Source organism: Pseudofrankia coriaricola, from assembly GCF_032027725.1.
Lineage (GTDB): Bacteria > Actinomycetota > Actinomycetes > Frankiales > Frankiaceae > Pseudofrankia.
In genome coordinates, this window is sequence record NZ_JASNFO010000078.1 from 23788 (window position 1) to 45699 (window position 21912).

A 21912-nucleotide genomic window follows, 5' to 3' on the forward strand; every position below is an offset into this window, starting at 1 on the left:
ACCTATTGGCTCTCATCGCCCAATCGCCCCCACGGCCCGCACCTGATCAAGTCAACAGCGGCCAGCGGCCGCGGGCATCGGGGAACTCCCTACATTCCTTGTGCCGCAGGCGCTTCGCTGTCCAGCCTGGTTCGGTGAACGCCCGGCTTGGCCGCCATCGGCACGGCGTTAGGCGGTCACCGCATCGTGTGGGGCTCCAGAACCCCGATTCGGGCGATGACCTGCACTTTCGTGTGGCAGCGGGCCGGCGTCGGGCAGGCTGACTGGTCATGGTGTGGTCCCTGCTCTACGGCCTGACACGCAGCGTTCTCGGGCTGGTGCTGCTTCGAGTCCGTGGGGACACCGCGAAGTGAGTTTCCCCTCTGAGCGTGGAGAACATCGCGAGTAGAGGGTGAGGCGATTGTCGTGGAATCGCGTCGTAAGTTCGATCGGGAGTTCAAGGAAGGCGCTGTCCGTATCGTTCTCGAGACCGAAAAGCCGGTCGCGGCCGTGGCCCGTGACCTGGGGGTTCACGAGACAACGCTGGGAAATTGGGTGAACGCGGCGCGTCGTAGAGAAAAGAAGGGCGAACTGTCCGAGGACGAGCGGTCGGAGCTGGATCGTCTGCGGGCGGAGAACGCCAGGCTCACGATGGAGCGTGATGTCCTCAAGCGATCTGTGGCCCTCTGGGTGAACGAGGCGATGGGCCGCCAGACCCGGTAGGACTGGCCGGGTTCATCGCTTCCCAGAGGGCCGAGCACGACATTCCTCACAGCGTGACCTGCGCGCAGCTGGGCGTGTCGGAGTCGTGGTTCTACAAGTGGCGCCACGGCGACCAGTCCGTGCGACGCGCCCGGCGCCGCGCGCTCGCGGAGACGGTGCGCTGGCTGTTCCACCTGCACCGCGGCACCTACGGCTCGCCGCGGATCACCGCCGAGCTGCGCGCCCGTGGCTGGTCGGTGTCGAAGAACACCGTCGCGACGCTGATGGCCGAGCTCGGCCTGGCGGCGCGGCGCCCCCGGCCCCGCCGAGGCCCGTACAAGGGCCCCCGCACCCACCCCCAACCGGTGGACCTGGTGCGCCGCGACTTCTCCCCGCCCGAGGCCCCCGACCGGTTCTGGGTCGGGGATCTGACCGAGATCCCCAACGACGAGGGCAGGCTCTACCTCGCCTCGGTCCTGGACCTGCACAGCCGTCGCATCGTCGGCTTCGCCCTCGGCTCCCGCCACAACCCGGCGCTGGCCACGGCCGCGCTGCTCGCCGCCATCGCCGCCCGCGGCGGCCACGTCGACGGCGTTGTGCTGCACACCGACCAGGGAGGTGAATACACCGCCACCGACTTCGCCGACACCTGCCGACAATCAGGCGTCACCCAGTCGATGGGACGCACCGGCTCAGCACTGGACAACGCCGTCATCGAGTCCTGGCACTCCACACTCGAATTCGAGCTACTCACCCGACACGAGTTCACCACCCGCGCCGAGGCGAAAACGCCGTCGCCGACTACATCGACTGGTACAACACCAAACGCCGCCATTCGACCTGCGGCGGACTGAGCCCCGTAACCTACGAACAACAGACCCGACCCGGCCAGAACAGACCCGGCCAGGCCGCCTGAACCAACCCCGGTGAAAAGACACAAACATGGAGGCGGCTCACGCCGCCACTCGTTCCCGAGGCCAGGTGCCAGGCTGAGCGCCGCGCACAATACGAGGCCGCCCCTCCAGGGTCAAGGACCGCTCCCGCGGCCGCCTGACGGCGGTGGCCCTCCTGACCCCGGAGCCTCTACGGCCTCGCGGCCAGCACAAACAGGGCCAGGTAGGAACCTGGCCCATCAGACGCGCGGCGCCGGGGTACACCCATCCACAGCAAGCCAGACCAGACACGGCCCTGCCCCAGCCGATCTCCTCCACGGTTCCAGGGGAAGCTCAGAACACCCCGACCTGCCCATCCACCCCGACCGGGCCGGCGGCGTGCTCGAACAGCATCCGCACCGGGTCCGTGCCGACCCGGGCCCGTGCCCGGGCCAGCGACGGGCCGGCCGGCAGCGACCAGCCCACCCCGTCCGGCCCACCGGCCGCCAGGCCCACAGCCCGACGCTGGAAGTACAGCCCACCCACCAGCCGGGACAGCACCTGCACATAGCCACAGTTACGACCCCGGAACAGCCACAGCGCCAACACGAAGTACACCACCAGCCGCGACGGCAACAGTCGCGGCCGGACCTCCACCGTGTCGGTCTCGTCCAGCACCCGGTCCACCAGCTCCGGCGGGTACACCCGCGTCAGCACACCCACCGTCACCCGGTCCGGCAACCAGCCCTCGGGCGACAGCCCCTCACTCCCGTCGTACCCCACGACACGAGCCTATCGAAACGACGATCACTTAAAGTACGGCCATTGCGCCCTGGCCACACGCGTCCGCCAGCACGAAGAACGACTCCGCCGCCTCGAAAAAAGGCCCACCAGCACCACCAACTGATCCCGAAAGCCCAGCCACAATATCAGACAAAAGCACACGTTATTAGCCGGATAATCCTGCGACAACGCGATGACTGAGTCGTTCTTCGCCGCTCTCAAGAACGAGCGCGTCCATCGCACCGCCTATCCGACTCGCGAGCGCGCCCGACGCGACATTGCGCGATACATCGAAATCCACTACAATACGAAAAAGCGTCACTCCGCACTCGGTTATCGGACCCCACAAGAGGTCTACGACGAGTACCAGCTGCGCCAGGAAACCGCCTGATCAGAGCCGAATGGTTGTTTGGAAGGCTGTCCGGAAAGATCGGGGCACATCACTATGCCCGGCCACCGCCCGCCCAGACTTCGGACTCACTCGTCTAGCGGAGTCGCGGTGCGCTAGATCAACCGTGGGGCGATGGGCGGCGACCGTGGCGCGCCGAGGTCGCTGTATGCATTTGACGTTGTATTAACTTGGGCTCATACTACGGGTGTGATCGTCGACTGGACCGACGAGTTCGATCGCTGGCTGACCCAGGCGGAGAAGGAGGGTGGCCGGCGGTTGGCTGTCGCGGTCGCGCTGCTGCAGGCGCTGGGTGATCTGCCGGCGAAGCCGGCGGAGGAGTCCGCGACGTTCAAGCGGGTGCGCTAGGCCCGCCGTCACGAGCTGTGGCGGGTCGCGCATCCTTTCGATCCGGAGGTCGCCGTCCGGATCATTTGCTGGTTCCCTGCCCATGACCAGGTTGTGCTCGCTCTGATCGGCTTCGACAAGAAGGCGATAGGGGACGTGTTCTACGCCAGCGCCGCCGCGCGCGGAGAAGCACTCGTTGATGCCTGGCTACGCCAGGAGGGGAGGTAACCGATGACCGACGACGTCACGTTCATCCGCGGCAACGACCGCATCCGTGAGCTCGCGCAGCGGCCTGACATCGCGGACGAGGTGGCCCAGGTACGCCGTGGCATGGCTGAAGCCGACCGCACCTATGCCATGGGTCTGGCGGCGCTACGGCAGGCAGCGGAGCTCACGCAGGTGGAGCTCGCCCGTCGCATGGGCATCACCCAGGCGGCTATCAGCCGTATGGAGCAGCCCCACGATCTGCTGCTGTCCACGCTCAATGCCTACCTCGCCGCGATCGGTGGGCAAGCCAGCATGATCGTCCGTTTCGCGGACGGCCACGAGACCGTTCTCGACCTCGCGCGCCTCGCCTGACTCGCGCGTCTGGGTGGACGGCGGTGGCCTCGGCGCCCGCCGTGGATAGGGCGCGGCTACAGCAGACATCGCCAACGACGGAAACCGTGTTGGCCCAGCTCACACCGCATGTCGATCTCTACCGGTCAAGTTTGTGTAGATCGTTGTGGTGCGGCGGCGATGATCGTTGGCTGCCATGTCGTGGCAGAACCGCGTCGGGGCCAGGGCCCGGTGGGAATGCTGGCCGTGTCCGCTCATCTGAGGGCTGCCGCGACAGTCGTTGCCGGGGGGTGCAGGAGAATCCATTTACTGTTGTCCACACTGTTGACGGCGTCGCTCGTTCGTACTGATCATGGATGCCGACGCCATCCGATGGAGTTGTCGCAGCGGTGACTCACGCGTGTCGTGGTGGATGTCGTTCGCGGTGTCTGGCGGGGTGTCGTGGATGACCAAGGTTGTCCACGGCCCGTGGCGCGCCGTAGCGTGGTGGATCTGCCAGCGGCGGATGCAGGGCAGCTGGAACAACGGCAAACCTCACTACCGCTACGTCTTCCCCGACCGGTACGCCCTCGCCAACCACGTGCAGCACCCCCGCAGCGTCTACGTCCGCGAGGAACTCATCGTCCCTCACCTCGACGGCTGGCTCGCCCGCGCCTTCACCCCACCCCGGCTACATACGACCATCGCCGCCGTCGCCGCTGCCCAGGACGACGAGACCACCATCAGCCAGGACGACGACCTCGCCCAGGCATGGCGGACGATCGCCGACTGCGACCTCAAGCTCGAGCGCTACCGGCTCGCCCTCGAAGCCGGCACCGACCCCGCCCTCGTCGCCCGTTGGACTGCCAAAGCCAACACCGAACGCGCCGCCGCCCAGGCCCGCCTCCGCGCGACCACTGGCCGCAAGCGCATGACAGAAGACGAGATCACCGATTTGGTCGCTGCCGTGGGCGACATCGTCGCCGTCCTGGCCGAGGCCGACCCAGCGGACAAAGCCGAGATCTACGCCCAGCTCGGACTCCAGCTCACCTACGAACCAGGAGCACACCGAGTGATCGCCGAGGCCAAGCCTCCGGCGATCATGTACGAGGGAGAGTGTCCGAGGGGGGAGTCGGACACTACGCACACGCTTTCGATCAGAGCAATCTGCTGCCTGTTCTTCGACCAGCAGGAGAACGGTGATGGCGGGCGCATCCGACATCGACACCTCCGCCGCAGGTCAGGACGCGACCGTTAGGCTTGTCACGCTGATCATGGCGGCAGTTGTCGCTTTCACGTTTCTGTTCGGGTTCGGGAACTCTCTTGCTCTCGGTCTGCGGCTGGGTGTGCCGATCTTCATCGCGCCGCTGGTCGCGCCCGCAGTCGATCTCTCCGTTGTCGGGCTCCTTCTCGCGATCAGGCATTTGGCTCTCCACGGCGCTCAGCCCGAGCTGTTACGGCCTGCGCGTCGGCTGTTGATCTTCTCGAGCACGGTGACCCTCGCGCTCAACATCGCCGAATCCCTCATCGCACAGGACTACGGCAAGGCGGCGTTCGACGCCGTCGGACCTCTGCTCCTGATCGGGTGGAGCGAAGTTGGCCCGGGCCTCCTCCAAGCCATGCGCCAACCAGTCGCTGACGCGCAGGGCCGCTCTGCGTTCACAGCTCTGGCCGGCCCACCCCCGCTGGGCATCGAGGTCCTCGACCCGCTGGCACATTGACAGTATGGACCGGCCGCACCGCCGTGCCCTGCCGTGGGCGGGGGCCGTCGTCCCGGTGGCCTTCGTGACGGCCGGCGTGGGCAGCGCTGCCCAGGTGCGCGAGACCATCGACGATGGTGTCGCGACCCATACGGCCCGGTGGGAGGCCACTCCGGTGGCTACCGTGCTCGATGACTGTCAACACTGGGCGTACCTCTGCCGTGAGATCGGGTCCGCCAGTAGCCCCGGCGAGTCGTAGGCGCGGCACAACCCGTCCCACAGATGCCCCATCCGCGAGGCGACGATCGGCAGCGGGGCGCCCGCCGCGCCGACCGTGTCCAGCCCGAGGTCGAGTTCTCCCTGCCCGGCTGCGAGCCGCTGGTTCGCGACTGCCCGCAGCGCCGCCAGCTCCGCCTCGTCGTGTGCGGACCCGATGTGGTCCATCGCCCGCGACCCGCGCCGGTTCGAGTACACGATCTGCACCGCGGTCGCCCCCGACGCGGTCTTCACGGTGCGCACATAGGCCCTAGACCCCAGGATAGGGCGCGGCTTAGTGCACAAAATCTGGCACCCCTGCGGACGATTCCGCAGGCCAGAGACTTTCGATCTTGACGAGACGATCAACGTGAGGGAAGTCAGGTCAGAACTCGATCAGCGCCTTGCCGCCGGTCTGCTTGTCGAAGTCGACGTATGCCTCAGCTGCCTGGTCGATCGTCCAGCGATTCGAGAACACCTGGTCGACGTCCACGCCGTGGTCGACCACGAACCGCGCGCAGTCGGCCTGGCCGACGATCGAGAAGGTGTAGGACCCGATCAGGGTGAGCTGCTTGCGGATGACCTGACGGCTGATGTCCAACGGCGTCTCGGACGGCCCGTGGCCCACGAATGCCACACGCCCCCAGGTCGCGGCACCGTTCACGGAGGCCTGCCGTGCGCTGGCGGCTCCCGAGGCTTCGAGCGCGCAGGTGACGCCGCGTCCTCGGGTGAGGTCTCGAATGGCGGCCACAGGGTCGACGGTGCTGGAATCGATGACGTGCGCAGCGCCGAAGTCCTGCGCCACGGCCACGCGATCGGCAGCGATGTCGACGCCGATGACCTCGGCGCCCATAGCCGACGCGAGTTGCACGCCGGCAAGTCCGACCGGACCGAGCCCGAAGACTGCGACCGTGTCGCGTGCCGAGAGGCCCATCCGCACGAGGCCGCCGAATGCGGTGCCCGTCCCGCAGCTGATGGCCGCGCCCGCGCTGAACGTGAGTTCGTCCGGTAGCGGGACGAGGGTCGAAGCGGGAACCTTGAGGAAGTCCGCGTGACCACCGTGGACCGTCGTCCCGATCAGGCCCGTCTCACGCTCGCACAGCTGCGTCCAGCCGGTCCGGCACTCCCGACACATCCCGCAACCCGTGTAGTGGAAGACCATCACACGATCGCCCACCCGGGTGGAAAGGCAGTCCACTCCTGGTCCGACAGCTGCGACGACACCGCAGGGCTCGTGGCCCGCGATGATCCGCGCACCCTCGTCGAGGGCGTCCGGTCCGAGTCCGTACGACGCGAGGGCGGCCTTGCTCCCCAGCCGGTAAGACTTCAGGTCGCTACCGCACATCCCGGACGCCTTGATTTCCACCACGACCTCACCGGGCCTGGCAACAGGGTCGTCGAAGGTGGCGACGTCGATCGTGCGTTCGCCCTCGAAGACGACACCGCGCATGGTCAATGTCCTTCCGGTCGATCTGGGGACGAGGGCACGTATCGGGAACTCATGCAGAGATCTCCGTGAAGAGCCGGCCGAGCGGAGGCGCGGCGACCATGTCGGCGTCCTGCCGCCTGTGCACGTACGTGAACGGGCTCCGCACGTGGACACGGTCGCCGGACGTCACCGAGCAGATGCTGCGCAGACGTGGGCCTATCGGGGACGAGTCGCCTTCGAGGGACGGATCGATCCGGACCCACGCCCGGACGTGGCCACCGCGCGGGTTGACGTACTCCAGCAGGTCGTCCTCGCCGACACCCAACCGGTCCGCCAGGCCGGCGCTGATCCGCGCCACCCGCTTCGAGCCGTCCAGCTCGTCCTCCTCCGCGGCGAGTACCTCGACGTGCTGCCGGGCCTCGCGGAGCGTCCGACGCAGCTCGGCCGTGGCATCGTGGTCCACGGTGCCGTCGCCCAGCACGACGCCGTAGTCCTCGCGCGCGCCGTCGATGCTCACGTACCCGTCGTGGAAGTCGGCGAGCACCGCGTCTTCATCGCGCTCGAGCGGGTCGCCCCACCCGCCGCCGCCTGACACGAGGTACAAGATGATGTCTCCCGGGATGATCGGGAAGCCGCCGGTCTTGAGTGGAAGTGCATCGGTCACAACAGGTTTGCCGCCTCGGATCACCTCCACACGGTTCAAGGCTCCCGCGAAGCCGCCGGCCATCCCCGGACGCGGGAGGACCCCGTCGGTGCCGAGGATCGTGAACGTGCCGGGCAGGAGAACCTCGAAAGCGCGGCGCACTCCGAGGCCGCCACGCATCTTCCCGGGGCCGCCGCTGTCGACGTAGAGCTCGTTGAAGTGGATCTGGATCGGGTTGAGGGCCTCGATCCGCTCGGTCGGCCACATCACCGGGAGATCACCCATGAAGAAGGACCATGCCAACAGAGAACCGTCGTTGTGTCGCGTGGCGCCCCAGCCACCCGGCGGGTACTCGAACATCAGCCAGTACGGGTCGCCCTCTCGCTCCTCCGGCCACCGCCCCGCGACGTTCATGTTGTTCGAGCTCCCGGTGCTGATGCCCGGCACGTCATCGAGCACCTGCGAGAGGCACCCGATGACGCAGGCGTGCACGGCCCCGAACATCACGTTCGCGTACGCGCCGTTCGCCGCCGGGAACGACGAGTTCACGACGGAACCCTTCGGGCCGGAGATCGACCAGCACCGCGCCGCACCCGAGTTCGAGACGTGGCCGGGGGACAGGAACGGCACGAGGATCTCGAAGACACCGGCGTGCAGGTCGGTGATGGTGCAGTTCGCCACGCCGTTCGCCTGGGGTGAGGATCCCTCGAAGTCAAAGGTCAGCCGGTCGCCGTCGATCGTCATCGCGCAGGCGATCCGGACCGGCAACGGGTGCGCGGAGCCGGCGTTCTCCAGGTAGTCCTCGAAGTAGTAGACGCCGTCGGCAAGGTCGGCGATCCGCGAGGCGGCCTTGCTCGCCTCGTTGGCCAGGATCCTCTCGACGGCGTCCTCGATGACCGCGACCCCGAAGTGCTCGCACGTCTCGTCGAGACGCTTCGTTGCAGTCTTCATGCAGGTCGACTGTGCCGAGTACATGCCTTCGATCTCGAAGGGCTGGCGGAAGTTCGCGAGCAGGACCTCCAGTAGTTCCGGAGTGACCCGGGTCAGCGGGAATCGGATGCCTTCCTGGAACACGTCGGTCGCGCCACCGTTCACGCTGCCCGGCACAGCTCCGCCCACATCTCCCCAATGCACCGTGGTCGCCAGCCACAGCATGAGCTTGCCGTTCTGGAAGTACGGCGAGATCAGGCTCACGTCGTTGAGGTGCGAACCGCACTCCCACGGGTCGTTGACCAGGAACCGGTCGCCGGGCGCGATCGTGTCGCCGTACTTGCGCAGCGCCGCCGACACAGCGTCACGTATGTCGTACATGTGCATCACGATGTCGTCGTTCATCGCAATGATCTCGCCCTCGGCGGTGCAGATGGCCGTGGCGAAGTCGTGGGTCTCAGTGATGATCGGCGAGTACGCCATCTTGATCAGCGTGCTGCGCATCTCGCGCACCGCGTAGGTCAGGTGGGCGTCGATCACCTCGAGGGTGATTGCGCTGATCCGGGGAAGGGTCGATGTGTCGGACACGGGTGTGCCCCCTTCTCGCGAACGGTGGCTGGGTCAGGACCGGCTGGCGCGGCGAAGAACGAGGTTGCGGTCGTCGTCGACCGTCGCCGTCCAGGCGACGGGCACGAGAGTCGTGGAGTCGTACTCCTCGACGACGGCTGGTCCAGCGACGATTGCGCCCGGGTCCAGGCGCGCCCGGTCGAGGACGGGGGTGTCGATGAAGGCTCCGTCGAGGTAGACCGGACGCCTCTCTTTGACCGCGCCGGCCGCACCAGCAGATCCGGTGGCGAGAACGGCGCCGCCGTTGGCCACCTCGCGCCGGACCGCACGGTGCCCGCTGCGTCCGGTGGCCACGACCCGGAGGTTGACGAGCTCGGACGCTTCGGGCTCGCGCTTGAACTCGTAGCGCTCCTCGTAGAGGTCGCCGAACCAACGGCCGAGATCCTCCAGCGTGAACTCCAGATCGCTGAGAATGACCTCTTCTTCCCACGTCTGGCCCACGTACCGCATGCCGATCTTGTAGGTGATGTCGATGTCGCCCTCGGCCACGCCGTCACCGAGCAGCCGCTCGCGACCCTCCTGGCCCAGGCCCCTCAACCGGTTCCGCACGTCGTCGAGGTCGGCCCTCGGAAGACCGCGGATGTAGCTGCTGACGTAGTCGAAGCGACGATCTGCCACAAGCATCCCGAACGCGGAGAAGTTGCCTGCGTCGCGGGGCACCACCACGCACGACATGCCCAGCCGCTCGGCGATCAACGCACCGTGCAGACCCCCGGCACCGCCGAAGGAGACGAGCACCATCTCCTCGGGATCGCCGCCGCGTTCCACCGACACCTCGCGGATGGCGCCGTACATGTTGGTGACGGCGATCTCGACGACGCCGGAGGCGAGCTCGTGGACGTCGTCAACCTGTGCGGCCTCGGCAAGGCGCTCTGCGGCGGCGTACGCGAGCGCGCCGTCGAGCACGAGGTCGCCGTTGAGAAGCGACTTGGCGCCTAAGCGGCCGAGGACCAGATTGGCGTCCGTCACCGTGAGCTCGGTTCCCCCGGCGCCGTACGCCGCGGGGCCGGGCGAGGCTCCCGCACTCTGCGGACCGACCTTCACAACACCCTCGTCCGTCAGCCACGCGATGCTGCCGCCGCCGGCGCCGATCGATTTCACCTCCAGGTCGGGCAACGCGATCGGGAAGGCCTCGACCACGGCGTTCGGTACGACGTGGGTCCGGAAGTTCTTGATGAAGCCGACGTCGCTGCTGGTGCCGCCCATGTCGAACGTCGCGACGTGCGGGGCGTCGATGCGTTCCGCCAGGAAGGCAGAGGCGGTGACACCGCCGGCGAGGCCACCCATCAGCAGCCGGAGCGGCTCCTGCCGGACGACCGCCTCGTTGATCAGGCCACCTGAGGAGGTCATCCACATCACCTCACCGGCGTACCCGCGGTCCTTGAGAGCTGCACCCAGCGACGTCACGTACTCGGTCAACAGTGGCGAGAGCGACGCGTTGAGCACAGCGGTGATCCAGCGCGGGTACTCGCGGAACTCGGGGTTCGTCGCGGACTTGATGATGTGGACGCCCGGCAGCTGCCCCGACAGGTGGTCGAAGGCGACCTGCTCGTTCGCCGGGTTCAGGTAGGAGTTGATGAAGCAGATGGCCACCGACCCGACATCGGCCTCCCTCAGCCTGTCGGCGACGGATCCAAGCTCGGCCGGGTCGGGCGCCGCGAGGATCTGGCCATCCGCCGAAACCCTCTCCCGGATCTCGAACCGCCGGTCGTGCGGGACGGGGTACGGGCGCGTCCTGACCCAACGATGATCGAAGAGACCGCCGGTGTAGCGCTTGGTGTCTCCGATCTCGATCTGGTCGCGAAAGCCCACGGACGTCACGATGGCCGTCGGCGCTCCCTTGCCCTGCAGGATCGCGTTGAGCGCCGCGGTCGTGCCGTGGACGATCGTGGAGACCTGGGCCAGGTCGGTCCTTTCGAGGCCACGCACCACGGCGCCGGCCAGGTCGTCAGGGTCGGTCGACACCTTGGCGACCTCGCCACGACCGTCCTCATGCATGAAGACAAAGTCGGTGAACGTGCCGCCGACGTCGATGCCGATGTCGATCACGGTCTCAGCTGCCTCTCCGGGTCGAGGTCCGGTCGCCGGCAACCGGCTCCCGCGCGACGCTGCGGCGCCCGCAGCGTCCGTCGGCGGGGTCGGTCGCTCCGGATATCCGGAACGACTACGCCACCGCCAGATCGGCGATCTAGTGCGATTGTCATAAGAGATTGCGAACGGGGTGTCAGCGTAATCACACGTGTCCGAGACGTCAATGGGTGTCTCGCGGCGTCGTTCCGGTCGCCGTTCTTCCGGCTAGTGCGCGGCCAGTCCCCGTCGACGACAAGTTCGGTGCCGGTCACGTAGCGTGGTTAGGTTTCCATATGTCGAGCGAGCCAGCGCGACGGCTGCGTCCCACTTTTCGGGCTGCGTGACGTCGAGGTGACAGAAGGTCTCCTGCGGGCCCTGTTCGCGGAGCGCCTGCTTGAGCCGGCCGGCCTCCTCGTCGAGGACGCCGCCGAAGACGACGGATGCGCCTTCCCGTGCGAAGAGTTCGACATGCGCTGCACCCAGCCCGCGCACGGCCCGAGACGAGGGCAACCTCGCCGGTAAGTCAGCCGGCCATCAGAGTGTGGGGTCGATCAGGAGCTTCATCTTGCGGCCCGCCCGCAGTTCCTCGAACCCCTCGCTCACCACGGCGGTCATCGGGATCGTCTCGACCCATCCCGTGGTGTCGTAGTAGCCCTTCGCCATCAGGTCGATCACCGCCGGAAAGTCGCCGGACTTGAAGCTGACCGCCCCTTTGATGCTCTTCTCACGCATCATCACGTCTAAAAGGGAGGTCGCGACGGGCTCGTCGTAGACCGCCACGCAGACCAGCGTGCGCCGTTCGGCGAGGCAGTCGAGTGCAGTCTGTACGACGCTCGCCACGCCTGCTGCGTCGTACACCGCGTCGACGCCCTCGCCCCGGGTCCGCTCCAGGACGATCGCGGTGACGTCCTCTGTCGTCGGATCGAGGATGCGCGCGCCGAGGCCTTCGATCGCGGCCCGGCGGGAGGCGGACGGCTCCACCACGTCGATCTCGGTCACGCCGTCAGCGCGCAACGCGAACCACAACCCGATCCCGATCGGGCCGGCGCCGAAGATCAGCGCGCGTTCCTGATCCTTCACCGCCCCCAAGGCTGCGGCGTGGTAGGCCACGGCCATCGGCTCGACGAGGGCCGCCATGTCTAACCGCACCGCGTCCGGCAGCTTGTGGATCATGATCTGCGGGAGAACCGCGTACTCGGCCATGCCGCCGTCCCCGCTGAGTCCGGGGAAGCCGATCAGGCGGCAGAGGTTGTAGTGGCCCGAGCGACAAGCCCGGCACTCACCGCAGCGGTAGGTCGGCTCGATGACCACGCGGTCGCCTTCGTAGATCTCAGTGACGCCCCGTCCCACCTCGGTCACGGTGCCCGAGAACTCGTGCCCCAGTGTGAGAGGGAGCTGCTGTCCCGTGAGCGGATGGGGGCTGCGGGGGATGAACAGCGGGCCGGCGTAGTACTCGTGGACGTCCGTCCCGCAGATCCCGTTGCGGCTGACCCGGACCTTGACCTGCCCGTCGCCTGTCGAGGGGTCCGGGACGTCCTCGACCTCGACTTGCCGCTGGCCGCGGTACACCGCTGCGCGCATTCGTTGGCTCCTTCGGCTGGGGCGTCGGGCGCGGGGCGGTACCGCGCCCGCGGCCGAGCCTGACTCGCCAGGCCTGAATCAAGTATAATGGTTCTAAGTGTCGAGAGCCACAGCTCTCGACACTGGCGGCGCGGCCTCGGCAGGACACGGCGGCGGTGCCGCCAGGCCCCCGCCGAGGCAAGGATCGAGATGCCCGCCGTCGTGAACGTTCCGATCGAGACGCACTATCACCACTTCGACCAGCAAGGCGTCGCCTTCAACATGTGGTATCTCGCCTTCCTGGAGCAGGCGCGCAACGGGTACCTGGCGGCGCAGGGGTACTCGCTCAAAGACCTGCTCGTATCCGGTCACGACATCCAGGTCGTGCACGTCGAGATCGACTGGACGGCGGCCGTCCGCTACGGGGATGAGGTCGACATCGGCGTGACCGCGCAGCGCGTCGGGACAACGAGCTTCGCCCTCGGATTCTCGGTGAACGTCCAAGGGCGGACGCGGGCAACCGCGTCGATCACCTACGTGATCGTCGACGCCGCTGTCAAGGGCAAGGCGCCGATCCCCGACGGCCTGCGCTCGGTGCTCGGTCGCTGAGGTGGACAAGGTCGACGATCTCCCGCCGCGGTAGGGCTTTTCCACACGACCCGGATGTACGCGAAGGTGGCCGGGGAACCGGATCTCGACATGGTGGCGAAGGCCACCGCGATCACGAAGGCGACCGAAGCGGTCGCCTCCGTCGTCCGATGTTCACCTCGGGGGCGCCAAAGACGGCGTCCTCGGACGCCACCACGAAGTCGCAGGCGAGTGCCAGGCCGAACCCGCCGGCGAGGGCATACCCCTGAACCCGGGCGATGGTCGGCTTCCCCGGCTGGTACATGAGGGTGAAGAGAGTCGGTGCGGTACGAACAGCCTGATCGGGATGGGTTGACTTAGACAATCCTAATGATGATACTAGATCCAGTGCGGCGGAAGCCATCGGGAGACGCGGAGGCGGCATGGGTGACGTGGCGCAGGCCGGGGACGCCGTGGATGTGCGCGTCTGCGAGTGCTGGTCCCGGGACGGGATCCAGTCCTGGCCGTCGGCCATCCCGACCGAACAGAAGATCGATGTTCTCGACAAGGCGATCGCCGCCGGCATCGTCGAGTTCGACGCCACGTCGTTCGTGCCCGTGAAGGTCGTACCCCAGTTCTTCGACAACATCGCCATCCTCGAGCATCTTGCGTCCCGGGACGTCTACGTCCGCGTCCTGGCGCCCAACCTCAAGGGGTTCCAGCTCGCTATCGACGCCGGCAACAGAATTGGCGCCATCGACGCGATCGGGTTCCCGATCTCGGCCTCCGAGGCACACAATCTCGCCAACGTCCGGCGAACCCACGAGCAGCACCTCACCGAGATCAAGGAGATGGTGCAGGCTGGTCTCGACGCGGACGTGACGGTCATGGCGGCCGTCGCAACCGCGTTCGGGTGCCCGATCGTCGGCGACGTCGACGAGGAAGTGGTCTTCGGGATCGCCGGCACGCTCGTCGGCTACGGCGTCACGCGCATCATGCTCAGCGACACCACAGGGCTCGCGGATCCGGTTCGTGTGCGGCGGTTCGTCGAGCGCGCGCGACGCGACTTCCCCGGTGTGGAGCTGATCGCCCATTTCCACGACACGCGGGGGACGGGGCTGCTGAACACGTGGGCTGCCGTCGAGAGCGGAGTTGGAGTCGTCGACTCCAGCCTCGGTGGTCTCGGAGGGGAGCCCAAGGCGGTCGAGCAGAATCACTCCGGCGAGACCGGCAATGTGGCCACGGAAGACCTTGTCGTCGCGCTCGAGCGGGCCGGCCTGAGGACGGGTATCGACGTGGAAGCCCTGCTGGACGCCGGACGGGCCCAGGAGCGAGTGACGATGGTCGCCGCTCGTGCGCAGGTTCTGCGCACCGGCTCCGGGCTTGGCACTCCGTCCCACAGGCCAGGATGACTGACCTGAACTCGCCCTGGGCCGGCGCGAGTCCCTGGCGCTGGTGCTGCGGTGCCGCTGTTCGCCGAGCCGCCGTTCCTGTAAGCAGGCCGCACTGAGCTTGTGATGCCGGGCGCGCCTCTCCCGCTGCTTCGAGCCATGAGTTACGTCGCTGAGACCTTGTCGCGCCTCCATTGGCGCCGTAGAGTTATAATGATTCTTAGAGAATGGTCCGGAACTCCGCGTCCGCCACTCGTATCTGGGGAGCACTGGATGACGACGCAGAAGACCGACGTCACGTTGGCGCTCAGCGACTTCGTCGCGAACACACCCATGGGTTCGGTCCCGGACGAGGTCCTGGCGGTAGTCGCAGCATCCCTGCTTGACGCCATCGGGGGGTCCCTGGCCGGCAGCACGGCCACCGGTGTGCCCGAGGTGCTGGGGGTGCTGAACGCCTGGGGCGGCAACTCACGCAGCCGGGCATGGGTCACGGGTGAGCGGCTGGCGGAACCGTGGGCAGCCTTCGCCAACAGCGCCATGCTGCACGGTCGCGACTACGACGACACCGACGACGCCGTGCCGCTCCATGCCTACTCGGGGGTGCTCCCGGCGGCCTGGGCGATCCTGGACTCCTCCGAGGAACCGGTTCCCGGTCGGGTCTTCCTCGAAACGGTGGTGATCGGACTCGAGGTGGCCTCACGGATCGGCCGCGCCGGCGGTCCGAAGTCCGCGCGCGGATGGAACAGCACCGCGCTCTGCGCGGGATGGGGCGCGGTCGCGGCTGCATCCCGGATGCTCCGCCTGGACGCCGAGAGGACGGCGAACGCGTTCGGACTTCAGCTCTGCCAGACCTCGGGCACGACGCAGGCGCTGATCGAAGCGACACTGGCCAAACGCATCTCGCCGGCGTTCGCGGCGAAGAGCGGGGTGATCTCCGCCCGTCTGGCCGAGGCCGGCATCACCGGTCCCCACGAGGCGCTCGAGGGCTCCATGGGGTACTTCCACCTCTACCAGGACGACCGCTACGACCGGAACGTCGTCCTCGACGGTCTCGGGGACCGCTACGGCTGCGTCGAACTGTCGCTCAAGCCCTATCCGTGTTGCCGCTTCACCCATCCCGTCATCGATATCGGGCGAGAGATCTCCACCGGCCACAAACTCACGGACATCGCGAGCCTGGAGATCCACGGCTCATCCTTCATGGCCAGCGTGGTGGGCCGCCCAGTGGGACAGACCCCGATGTCCGAGGTTGATGCCCAGTTCAGCGCCGCCTACACGGCGACCGTCGCGATCGACGGGGGCAACGTGGGTCTCGACGACTTCGCGCCCTCCCGGCGCAGTGACGACGCCTTGGTCTCCTTCGCGCGGGAGAGGGTGCGGGTCCTCGTCGACGAGGCGTTGCCGGCCACGGCCGTCGCCCCGGTGCGAGCTGTGCTGACGACCACGACGGGGAAGACGCAGGAGTACCTAGCGTCGGACGTCCTGGGAAGCCCGGACCGGCCGATGAGCGGCGACGACATCGACGCGAAGGTGCGCGCCTGCGCCGCGCACGCGATCGTGCCGATCGACGCGGACGCGCTGATCGCCGCGGTGCGTGGCATCGCCAACCTCGAGGACGCGCGCAGCCTCAGCGACATCCTCGCTCCGCCGCCCGCCAACTAGCCCAGGCCCCGACAGGAAGTACAGGGAATCCCCGCATGCAGCACCCTGTCTACGATTTTCGCGACCAGGTCGTCCTCGTCACCGGCGGAAGCTCCGGCATCGGTCTCGCCAGTGTGACGGGCTTCGCGGAGGCCGGTGCCGCCGTCGTGATTGTGGACGTCAACGAGACCACCCTGCGACCGGCGACGGAGAAGCTGTCCGCCGCCGGCCACCAGGTGCTGGGACTGCCCTGCGACGTCACCGACGAGCAGCAGGTCGCGGCGGCCGTCGAGCGCACCGTCGCCGAGTTCGGCAAGCTGGACATCGCCTTCAACAACGCCGGAGTGCTCGGCTACACCGGCGAGATGGCGGACGAGCCGATCGAGACCTTCGACCAGGTGTCCGCGGTGAATCTCCGCGGCGTGTGGGCCTGCATGAAGTACGAATTGCTCCAGATGCGCCGGCAGGGCAACGGCGTCATCGTCAACACCTCGTCGCTCGGCGGCCTCGTAGGTCTGCCCAACCGGGCGACCTATCACGCGGCCAAGCACGGGGTGATCGGGCTGACGAAGAGCGTGGCGATGGACTACGCCTCCCACGGTATCCGGGTCAACGCCGTCTGCCCGGGTGTGATCCAGACGCCCATGTCGGAAGGTCTGACCCAGTCGCACGGGGAGATCCTCGAAGAAATCCTGCGCGATCAGCCGATCGGTCGCCTCGGCCGCGCCGACGAGGTCGCCAATGCGGTGCTCTGGCTGTCGAGCCCCGCGTCCTCCTTCGTCATTGGCGTAGCCCTGCCTGTCGACGGGGGCTTCGTCGCTCACTGACGTCCTCGCTCAAGCCTGATTGAGAGCTGTTCTACCGACCGTCGGAGACCTGCCGGGCCACTGCGTCACCGCGCCTTCCGGTACCTCGCGATCGCGTTCGCCTCCTCCGCGATGCTTCCCTGGTCCAGACTGCGATCACTCTCCCGGTCGCCGTGCTCGCGCTTCCCGCCGGTGTGCTCGCCGATGCGACGGATCGGCGCCGCCTCCTGATCGGCGTGCATGGCGGCCGCCATGATCACCTGTGCCGCATTGGCCGGGTTGGCCTGGTTCGGGGCGCTCGAAGCGTCCTGGGTGCTCGTGCTTACCTGCCTCCTCGGCGTGAGCAACGCACTGACCCTCACTCCCTTCCAGTCGCTCGTCCCGGATCTCGTCCCGTTACGCGCTCGGGTCGTGGCAGGAGTACGAGCGCCACCTGAGGCATCGCCTCGTGGTGTCGGACCGGGAGCTTGAGAGGCGGATCGCGGCGCTGTCGAGCCCGGCTCCCCAGGTGCGCTGGTTGTACGGGCTCCAGGAATCTCCGGCCGCTCGTCTCTGAGCCATTGACAAGTGGCGTGCGTCACCACAAACTATGGTAATCGTTGCGAGAGAATACCGGGTTACGACACGAGCCAGCTGGCGGCGGTGACGCACTCACGTCGACGGACGAGACGACCGTCGACCGGCCAAGGAGATCAACAGATGACCGGCAAGAGGCTCGTGGGCGTGGTGGCTGCGCTCGTGGTGAGCGCCGCGGTGCTCAGCGCATGCGGCGGCTCGACCGCGTTAGGCTCCGGGGGACCCGGTGATTCCGCTGCCGCCGCGGGGGATGTCCAGGCGACGGCGAAGACCAAGGTCGCGGAGTACGAGAAGGGGCCCTCGACCTACCCCGGGCCGACCGAGGCGTTCGACCCGGGCACCGGCAAGGCAGAAGTGCTCGCCTGCGGGTTCGGTGCGCCGGTCTGCGCCTCTCAGTCGCAGGTCGCCGTGACCGCGCTGAAGACTATGGGCTGGGACGCACCGCCTCCCGTCGATGGCCAGTTCTCCCCGCAGGTGGAGGCCGCGTTCCTCGACCGTGCCGTCGCCAACAAGCTGGACGGTGTCGTTCTGGTCGCCGTCAACGTCAACACGATCAAGGCGTCGGTGGAGCGGGCCGCCGCCGCGGGCTTGACGATCATGTGCACCCAGTGCGTGTCGGGTCCGCAGTGGCAGGGCAAGGTCTACGACGTCACCGTCGACTTCGCCGAGCAGGGCGAGATCGCAGCCTGGCAGGTCCTGGCCAACGCCGGTCCCAAAGCGAGGATCGCAGCGTTCGACGACCCGCAGTTTGCCTCCGCCGTGCTGCGTCAGCAGTCCTTCAAGAAGACCATCGAGAGCAACTGCCCGGACTGCGAGTTCACCCTGACGCACTTTGCCGCGGCGGACCTCTCCAAGCCCGGGCCTCCGTCGTTCACAGCGCTCCTGGCGTCGCATCCGAAGGGCACGCTCGACTACGTGATCGGGCACTACGACGGGCTGGGCGTGCAGATGTCCAATACCGCAAAGAACGCCGGTCGACTGGACTTCAAGATCGGCTCTTATGACGGCAGCCCGGACGGTATCGCCTCGCTCGCAGGCGACAACCCGCCGAACGACTTCGACGTCGCCGATCCCTTCACCTACGAGGAATGGGCCGCCGCGGACCTGATGGCACGCATCAAGGTCGGCGCCCCGTCGTGGACCGGATACGACGCGATGCCCAGCACGCTCATTACGCAGAATAACGTCAAGGAGTACGTCAACAAGAAGCCCGACGTGTTCCCCGCCCCCGAGGGCTACGAGGAGAACTTCAAGAAGCTCTGGGGTTCGGCCTGAGTTCTGTGCGGGGACGCGTGCGCCGGGCTCCGACGTCGCACGCGTCCCCGCACCACTTCCTCGACCTTCGACGACCTTCGACCGATCGCACTGCCGCGACAGGAGCTCCCGTGACGACATCCGCGACGAACGCCGGGTCTGCGTTCGCCCTTGAGGTCTCGCAGCTCGTGAAGTCCTTCGGCGCCAACAAGGTTCTGAAAGGCGTCGACCTGCAGATCCGCGGGGGAGAGTTCGTCGGCCTGATGGGCCCGAACGGCGCCGGGAAATCGACCTTGATCAAAATTCTCGCAGGGGTCTACGAGGCCACGAGCGGCGAGATCCGGCTCGGTGGAAAGCCGGTCCGCTCCCTGGCGAGCAGCTCGGACGTCGGCTTCATCCACCAGGACCTGGGTCTCATCGACGGTCTGACGATCTCCGATAACCTCAGCCTGGCTCAACCACCGAAGCGGCGGCTCGGTCCCGTTCTCGACAAGCGGGCCGAGCGTGCAGAAGCGGCCCAAGCCCTGCGCCTGGTGGGTTTGAGCATGAGCGTTGACACCTACCTCTCCGACCTGACACCCGGGGAGAAGACGCTGGTCGCCGTCGCACGAGTGATGGGGCGCGGGGCGAACATCCTGGTCATCGACGAGACCACGTCGGCGCTGCCGCCGGCCGACGCCGGCCGCGTGATCGAGTCCCTTGCGCTCGCTGCTCGATCGGGCGCGACGGTCATCATGGTGACCCACAAGCTGTCCGAGATCCTCAACGCGACCGATCGTGTCGTCGTGATCATCGACGGCGAGCTCGTGCAGGACGCTCCGACCGCGGGCCTCGACCGGGCCGCGCTGGTCGAGATGCTGATGCAGCACGAAAGCGACGCCCGCGAGATCAACACACGCGCCGCGGCAGGTGAGGAACCAACGTGCGTGCTGGAGCTCCACGACGTGTGCGTGGGCAAGCTCGGCCCGATCAACCTGCGCCTCAATGCGGGTGAGGTCATCGGCATCAGCGGACTGCCTGGGTCGGGACTGCACGACATCGCCTTTCTCGTGAACGGCAGCCTGAAGCCTGAGCGCGGCGAGGTCGTCGCTCACCGCCAAGGCCTCAAGCGGGCGCTCGTGCCCCCGTACCGCGAGAGCCAGGGAGGCTTCGGTGCGCTCAGCGTCCGCGAGAACTTGTCGGTGTCCTCGCTGTGGCGGTGGCGCCGGCGAGGAGCGCGGCTTCTCTCGCCCCGGCGCGAGCTGCGGGACTGCGCCAAGATCGCGGCCGACCTGTCCGTGCGACCGCGGCCGATGGACGTCCCGTTCGACACGCTGTCCGGCGGCAACAAGCAGAAGGTGATCTTCGGGCGGGCGCTCCTCGCCCAACCGCATCTGTACGTGTTATGCGAGCCGACGCGCGGTGTCGACGTCGGAACTCGATCCGAGATCTATCGACTGATCCGCGAGATGGCCGCCAGCGGTGCTGCGGTCCTCGTCGCGAGCTCTGACGCGGAAGATCTGTTCTCCGTGTGCGACCGCGTCGCGCTCGTCGTCGACGGTCGCCTGCAACGGCTGCGGCAGGTCACCGAGATGACCGCCTCTGAACTGGAGCTGATGGTGTGATGGTGCAGGCGATCAACGAAGACACGCCCGAGGTCGTCAAGGTGCGTCAGGCCGCGGTCGTCCAGTCGCGGGTCGTCCGCAGGAGGTTGATCGAGAACTCGATCACCCTCCTGGTTTTCCTGCTCATTTTCGCAGCCTTCGGGGTGTTCCTCGGCGGACAGTTCCTCAACGTGGCGGGGCGCCTGCTGGACGTGCACCAGAGCGTGCCGGTCCTGCTTCTCGGGCTCGCCGTCCTCGTGACGCTGATAGCGGGCCTGTTCGACTTGTCCGTCGCAGGGAACGCCACCTTGTCCTGCTTCTTCACCATCGGCCTCACCGTCAATCAGGGACTATCCTTCCCGGTGGCCCTGCTCGCGGCCTTGGCGATCGGTGTCGTCGTCGGCTTCGTCAACGGGTGCCTGGTCGAGTGGTTGAAGGTGAACGCCTTCATTGCCACGCTCGGCACCGGGGCCGTCTGCACGGGCCTGGCGTCGGTGTACTCCGGCGGTTCCTACGTCGGTCCTCTCCCCGGCGGCACGCAACTGCCGGCATGGTTCGTCTCGTTCGGGTCGTTCGCCAACAAGGCACCGACGTGGCTGGTCACTTTGGCCGCATTGGCTCTCTTCGCCTCCTTCTCCACCGGGCTCGATCGGGTCCGCCCGGTCGGCTGGGACGGTCGCCGCTGGCTGGTCGCCAAGGTGGCGACGCTGGTCGTCGTCGCCGCTCTGCTGGTGTTCGTCGTCCGCATCTGGGAGTGGATCCGGAACCTGTCGTGGATGATCGCCTTCTTGCTGATCGCCACGCTCGCCCTGTGGGTCCTCATGCAGTACACGACGTTCGGTCGTCAGGTGCAGGCAGTGGGGTCCAACCGCGCTGCCGCACAGCTGGCCGGGGTGAAGGTGCGAAAGCAGGTCATCAAGTCGTACGTCATCGGCGGTCTCTTGGCGGCGACCGCAGGGATCTGCCTCGCCGCCGGTCAGGGCTCCGCGTCTCCGGACATCGCCGCGAGCTTCCTGCTCCCAGCCTTCGCTGCTGCATTCCTGTCCACGGTGGTGCTGTCCGACGGCAGGTTCTCGGCGCCGGGCACCGTCGTCGGCGGGGTCTTCGTGACGTGGGTCGGCCTGGGACTCATCGTCGCGGGGCTCCAGCCGACCTACGTGAACGTCATCAACGGTCTGGTTCTCATCGGAGCCGTCGCACTGTCCACGGCCACCAGGACGCGACGTTAGCGCTCGTCGCCGAACCGGCGCGTCGAGCGGGGCGGAAGATAT

21 protein-coding genes and 3 pseudogenes are annotated in these 21912 nt (G+C 67.4%); 16 read left to right on the forward strand and 8 right to left on the reverse strand.

Features of this window, described 5'->3' with window-relative positions; translation table 11 throughout:
- Positions 1–405: 405 nt before the first annotated feature.
- Genes QOZ89_RS34360 through QOZ89_RS47745 form a run of 3 tightly spaced genes read left to right on the forward strand, consistent with a single transcriptional unit; the run spans position 406 to position 1597 of the window.
- Positions 406–702, forward strand: coding sequence for a transposase (locus QOZ89_RS34360; RefSeq protein WP_071048859.1), 297 nt, complete (start codon positions 406–408; stop codon positions 700–702).
- A 14-nt stretch (positions 703–716) separates the two neighbouring features.
- Positions 717–1535, forward strand: coding sequence for an IS3 family transposase (locus tag QOZ89_RS34365; RefSeq protein ID WP_312627977.1), 819 nt, complete (start codon positions 717–719; stop codon positions 1533–1535).
- Positions 1487–1597, forward strand: a complete 111-nt coding sequence (locus QOZ89_RS47745) for an IS3 family transposase (RefSeq protein ID WP_349308017.1) — start codon at positions 1487–1489, stop codon at positions 1595–1597. The genes QOZ89_RS34365 and QOZ89_RS47745 overlap by 49 nt, the downstream gene beginning before the upstream one ends.
- Positions 1598–1907: 310 nt before the next feature.
- Here QOZ89_RS47745 and QOZ89_RS34370 read toward each other — a convergent pair whose 3' ends face one another.
- Positions 1908–2336, reverse strand: a complete 429-nt coding sequence (locus QOZ89_RS34370; RefSeq protein WP_312627948.1) for a transposase domain-containing protein — start codon at positions 2334–2336, stop codon at positions 1908–1910.
- A 184-nt stretch (positions 2337–2520) separates the two neighbouring features.
- Here QOZ89_RS34370 and QOZ89_RS34375 point away from each other — a divergent pair.
- The 5 genes and pseudogenes from QOZ89_RS34375 to QOZ89_RS34395 form a co-directional block, all read left to right on the forward strand.
- Positions 2521–2727 (forward strand): annotated as a pseudogene (locus QOZ89_RS34375) (integrase core domain-containing protein); the annotation flags it as partial.
- A 207-nt stretch (positions 2728–2934) separates the two neighbouring features.
- Positions 2935–3093, forward strand: coding sequence for a hypothetical protein (locus QOZ89_RS34380; RefSeq protein WP_198543329.1), 159 nt, complete (start codon positions 2935–2937; stop codon positions 3091–3093).
- Positions 3094–3303: 210 nt separating this feature from the next.
- Positions 3304–3651, forward strand: a complete 348-nt coding sequence (locus QOZ89_RS34385; RefSeq protein WP_071050125.1) for a helix-turn-helix domain-containing protein — start codon at positions 3304–3306, stop codon at positions 3649–3651.
- Positions 3652–4075: 424 nt separating this feature from the next.
- On the forward strand, positions 4076–4867 hold the full coding sequence (locus tag QOZ89_RS34390; RefSeq protein WP_312627949.1) for a hypothetical protein: 792 nt from the start codon (positions 4076–4078) through the stop codon (positions 4865–4867).
- A pseudogene (locus QOZ89_RS34395) lies at positions 4812–5249 on the forward strand (hypothetical protein); the annotation flags it as partial. The gene QOZ89_RS34390 and the pseudogene QOZ89_RS34395, both read left to right, overlap by 56 nt.
- Before the next feature lie 315 nt (positions 5250–5564).
- On the opposite strand, the pseudogene QOZ89_RS34400 reads toward QOZ89_RS34395, so the two are convergent.
- The 6 genes and pseudogenes from QOZ89_RS34400 to QOZ89_RS34420 all read right to left on the reverse strand — a co-directional run.
- A pseudogene (locus tag QOZ89_RS34400) lies at positions 5565–5846 on the reverse strand (IS1634 family transposase); the annotation flags it as partial.
- A gap of 103 nt (positions 5847–5949) precedes the next feature.
- Positions 5950–7014: a zinc-dependent alcohol dehydrogenase family protein gene (locus QOZ89_RS34405; protein ID WP_071047229.1), complete on the reverse strand. Its 1065-nt coding sequence runs from the start codon at positions 7012–7014 to the stop codon at positions 5950–5952.
- Positions 7015–7063: 49 nt separating this feature from the next.
- Positions 7064–9154, reverse strand: a complete 2091-nt coding sequence (locus QOZ89_RS34410) for a hydantoinase B/oxoprolinase family protein (protein ID WP_071047228.1) — start codon at positions 9152–9154, stop codon at positions 7064–7066.
- Positions 9155–9187: 33 nt separating this feature from the next.
- Positions 9188–11242, reverse strand: coding sequence for a hydantoinase/oxoprolinase family protein (locus QOZ89_RS34415; protein ID WP_071047227.1), 2055 nt, complete (start codon positions 11240–11242; stop codon positions 9188–9190).
- Between the two features lie 246 nt (positions 11243–11488).
- Positions 11489–11755, reverse strand: a complete 267-nt coding sequence (locus QOZ89_RS47750) for an SDR family oxidoreductase (protein WP_157910439.1) — start codon at positions 11753–11755, stop codon at positions 11489–11491.
- A 42-nt stretch (positions 11756–11797) separates the two neighbouring features.
- Positions 11798–12844 (reverse strand): 2,3-butanediol dehydrogenase, encoded by a 1047-nt coding sequence (locus tag QOZ89_RS34420; protein WP_071047226.1) that lies wholly within the window; start codon positions 12842–12844, stop codon positions 11798–11800.
- A gap of 189 nt (positions 12845–13033) precedes the next feature.
- Between QOZ89_RS34420 and QOZ89_RS34425 the strand changes: the two genes are divergently transcribed.
- Positions 13034–13432: an acyl-CoA thioesterase gene (locus QOZ89_RS34425; RefSeq protein WP_071047225.1), complete on the forward strand. Its 399-nt coding sequence runs from the start codon at positions 13034–13036 to the stop codon at positions 13430–13432.
- A gap of 112 nt (positions 13433–13544) precedes the next feature.
- Here QOZ89_RS34425 and QOZ89_RS34430 read toward each other — a convergent pair whose 3' ends face one another.
- Positions 13545–13925, reverse strand: coding sequence for an enoyl-CoA hydratase/isomerase family protein (locus QOZ89_RS34430; protein ID WP_198543099.1), 381 nt, complete (start codon positions 13923–13925; stop codon positions 13545–13547).
- On the opposite strand from QOZ89_RS34430, the gene QOZ89_RS34435 reads away from it, so the two are divergent.
- The 7 genes from QOZ89_RS34435 (at position 13834) to QOZ89_RS34465 (ending at position 21870) form a co-directional block, all read left to right on the forward strand.
- Complete coding sequence (locus tag QOZ89_RS34435) at positions 13834–14802, forward strand: hydroxymethylglutaryl-CoA lyase (protein WP_071047224.1); 969 nt, start codon at positions 13834–13836, stop codon at positions 14800–14802. The two genes, QOZ89_RS34430 and QOZ89_RS34435, sit on opposite strands and share 92 nt — an antisense overlap.
- A 252-nt stretch (positions 14803–15054) precedes the next feature.
- Positions 15055–16443 carry an MmgE/PrpD family protein gene (locus QOZ89_RS34440; RefSeq protein ID WP_071047223.1) on the forward strand — a complete coding sequence of 463 codons (1389 nt, stop codon included), beginning with the start codon at positions 15055–15057 and terminating at the stop codon, positions 16441–16443.
- Positions 16444–16478: 35 nt separating this feature from the next.
- On the forward strand, positions 16479–17249 hold the full coding sequence (locus QOZ89_RS34445) for an SDR family NAD(P)-dependent oxidoreductase (protein WP_071047222.1): 771 nt from the start codon (positions 16479–16481) through the stop codon (positions 17247–17249).
- 152 nt (positions 17250–17401) lie between these two features.
- Positions 17402–17665: a hypothetical protein gene (locus tag QOZ89_RS47755; protein WP_397428894.1), complete on the forward strand. Its 264-nt coding sequence runs from the start codon at positions 17402–17404 to the stop codon at positions 17663–17665.
- A gap of 262 nt (positions 17666–17927) precedes the next feature.
- On the forward strand, positions 17928–19079 hold the full coding sequence (locus QOZ89_RS34455) for a sugar ABC transporter substrate-binding protein (RefSeq protein WP_071047221.1): 1152 nt from the start codon (positions 17928–17930) through the stop codon (positions 19077–19079).
- Positions 19080–19246: 167 nt separating this feature from the next.
- A complete protein-coding gene (locus QOZ89_RS34460) occupies positions 19247–20662 on the forward strand; it encodes an ATP-binding cassette domain-containing protein (RefSeq protein WP_312627952.1) in 1416 nt (471 codons plus the stop codon).
- Positions 20662–21870 (forward strand): ABC transporter permease, encoded by a 1209-nt coding sequence (locus QOZ89_RS34465; protein ID WP_071047219.1) that lies wholly within the window; start codon positions 20662–20664, stop codon positions 21868–21870. The genes QOZ89_RS34460 and QOZ89_RS34465 overlap by 1 nt, the downstream gene beginning before the upstream one ends.
- Positions 21871–21912 lie beyond the last annotated feature (42 nt).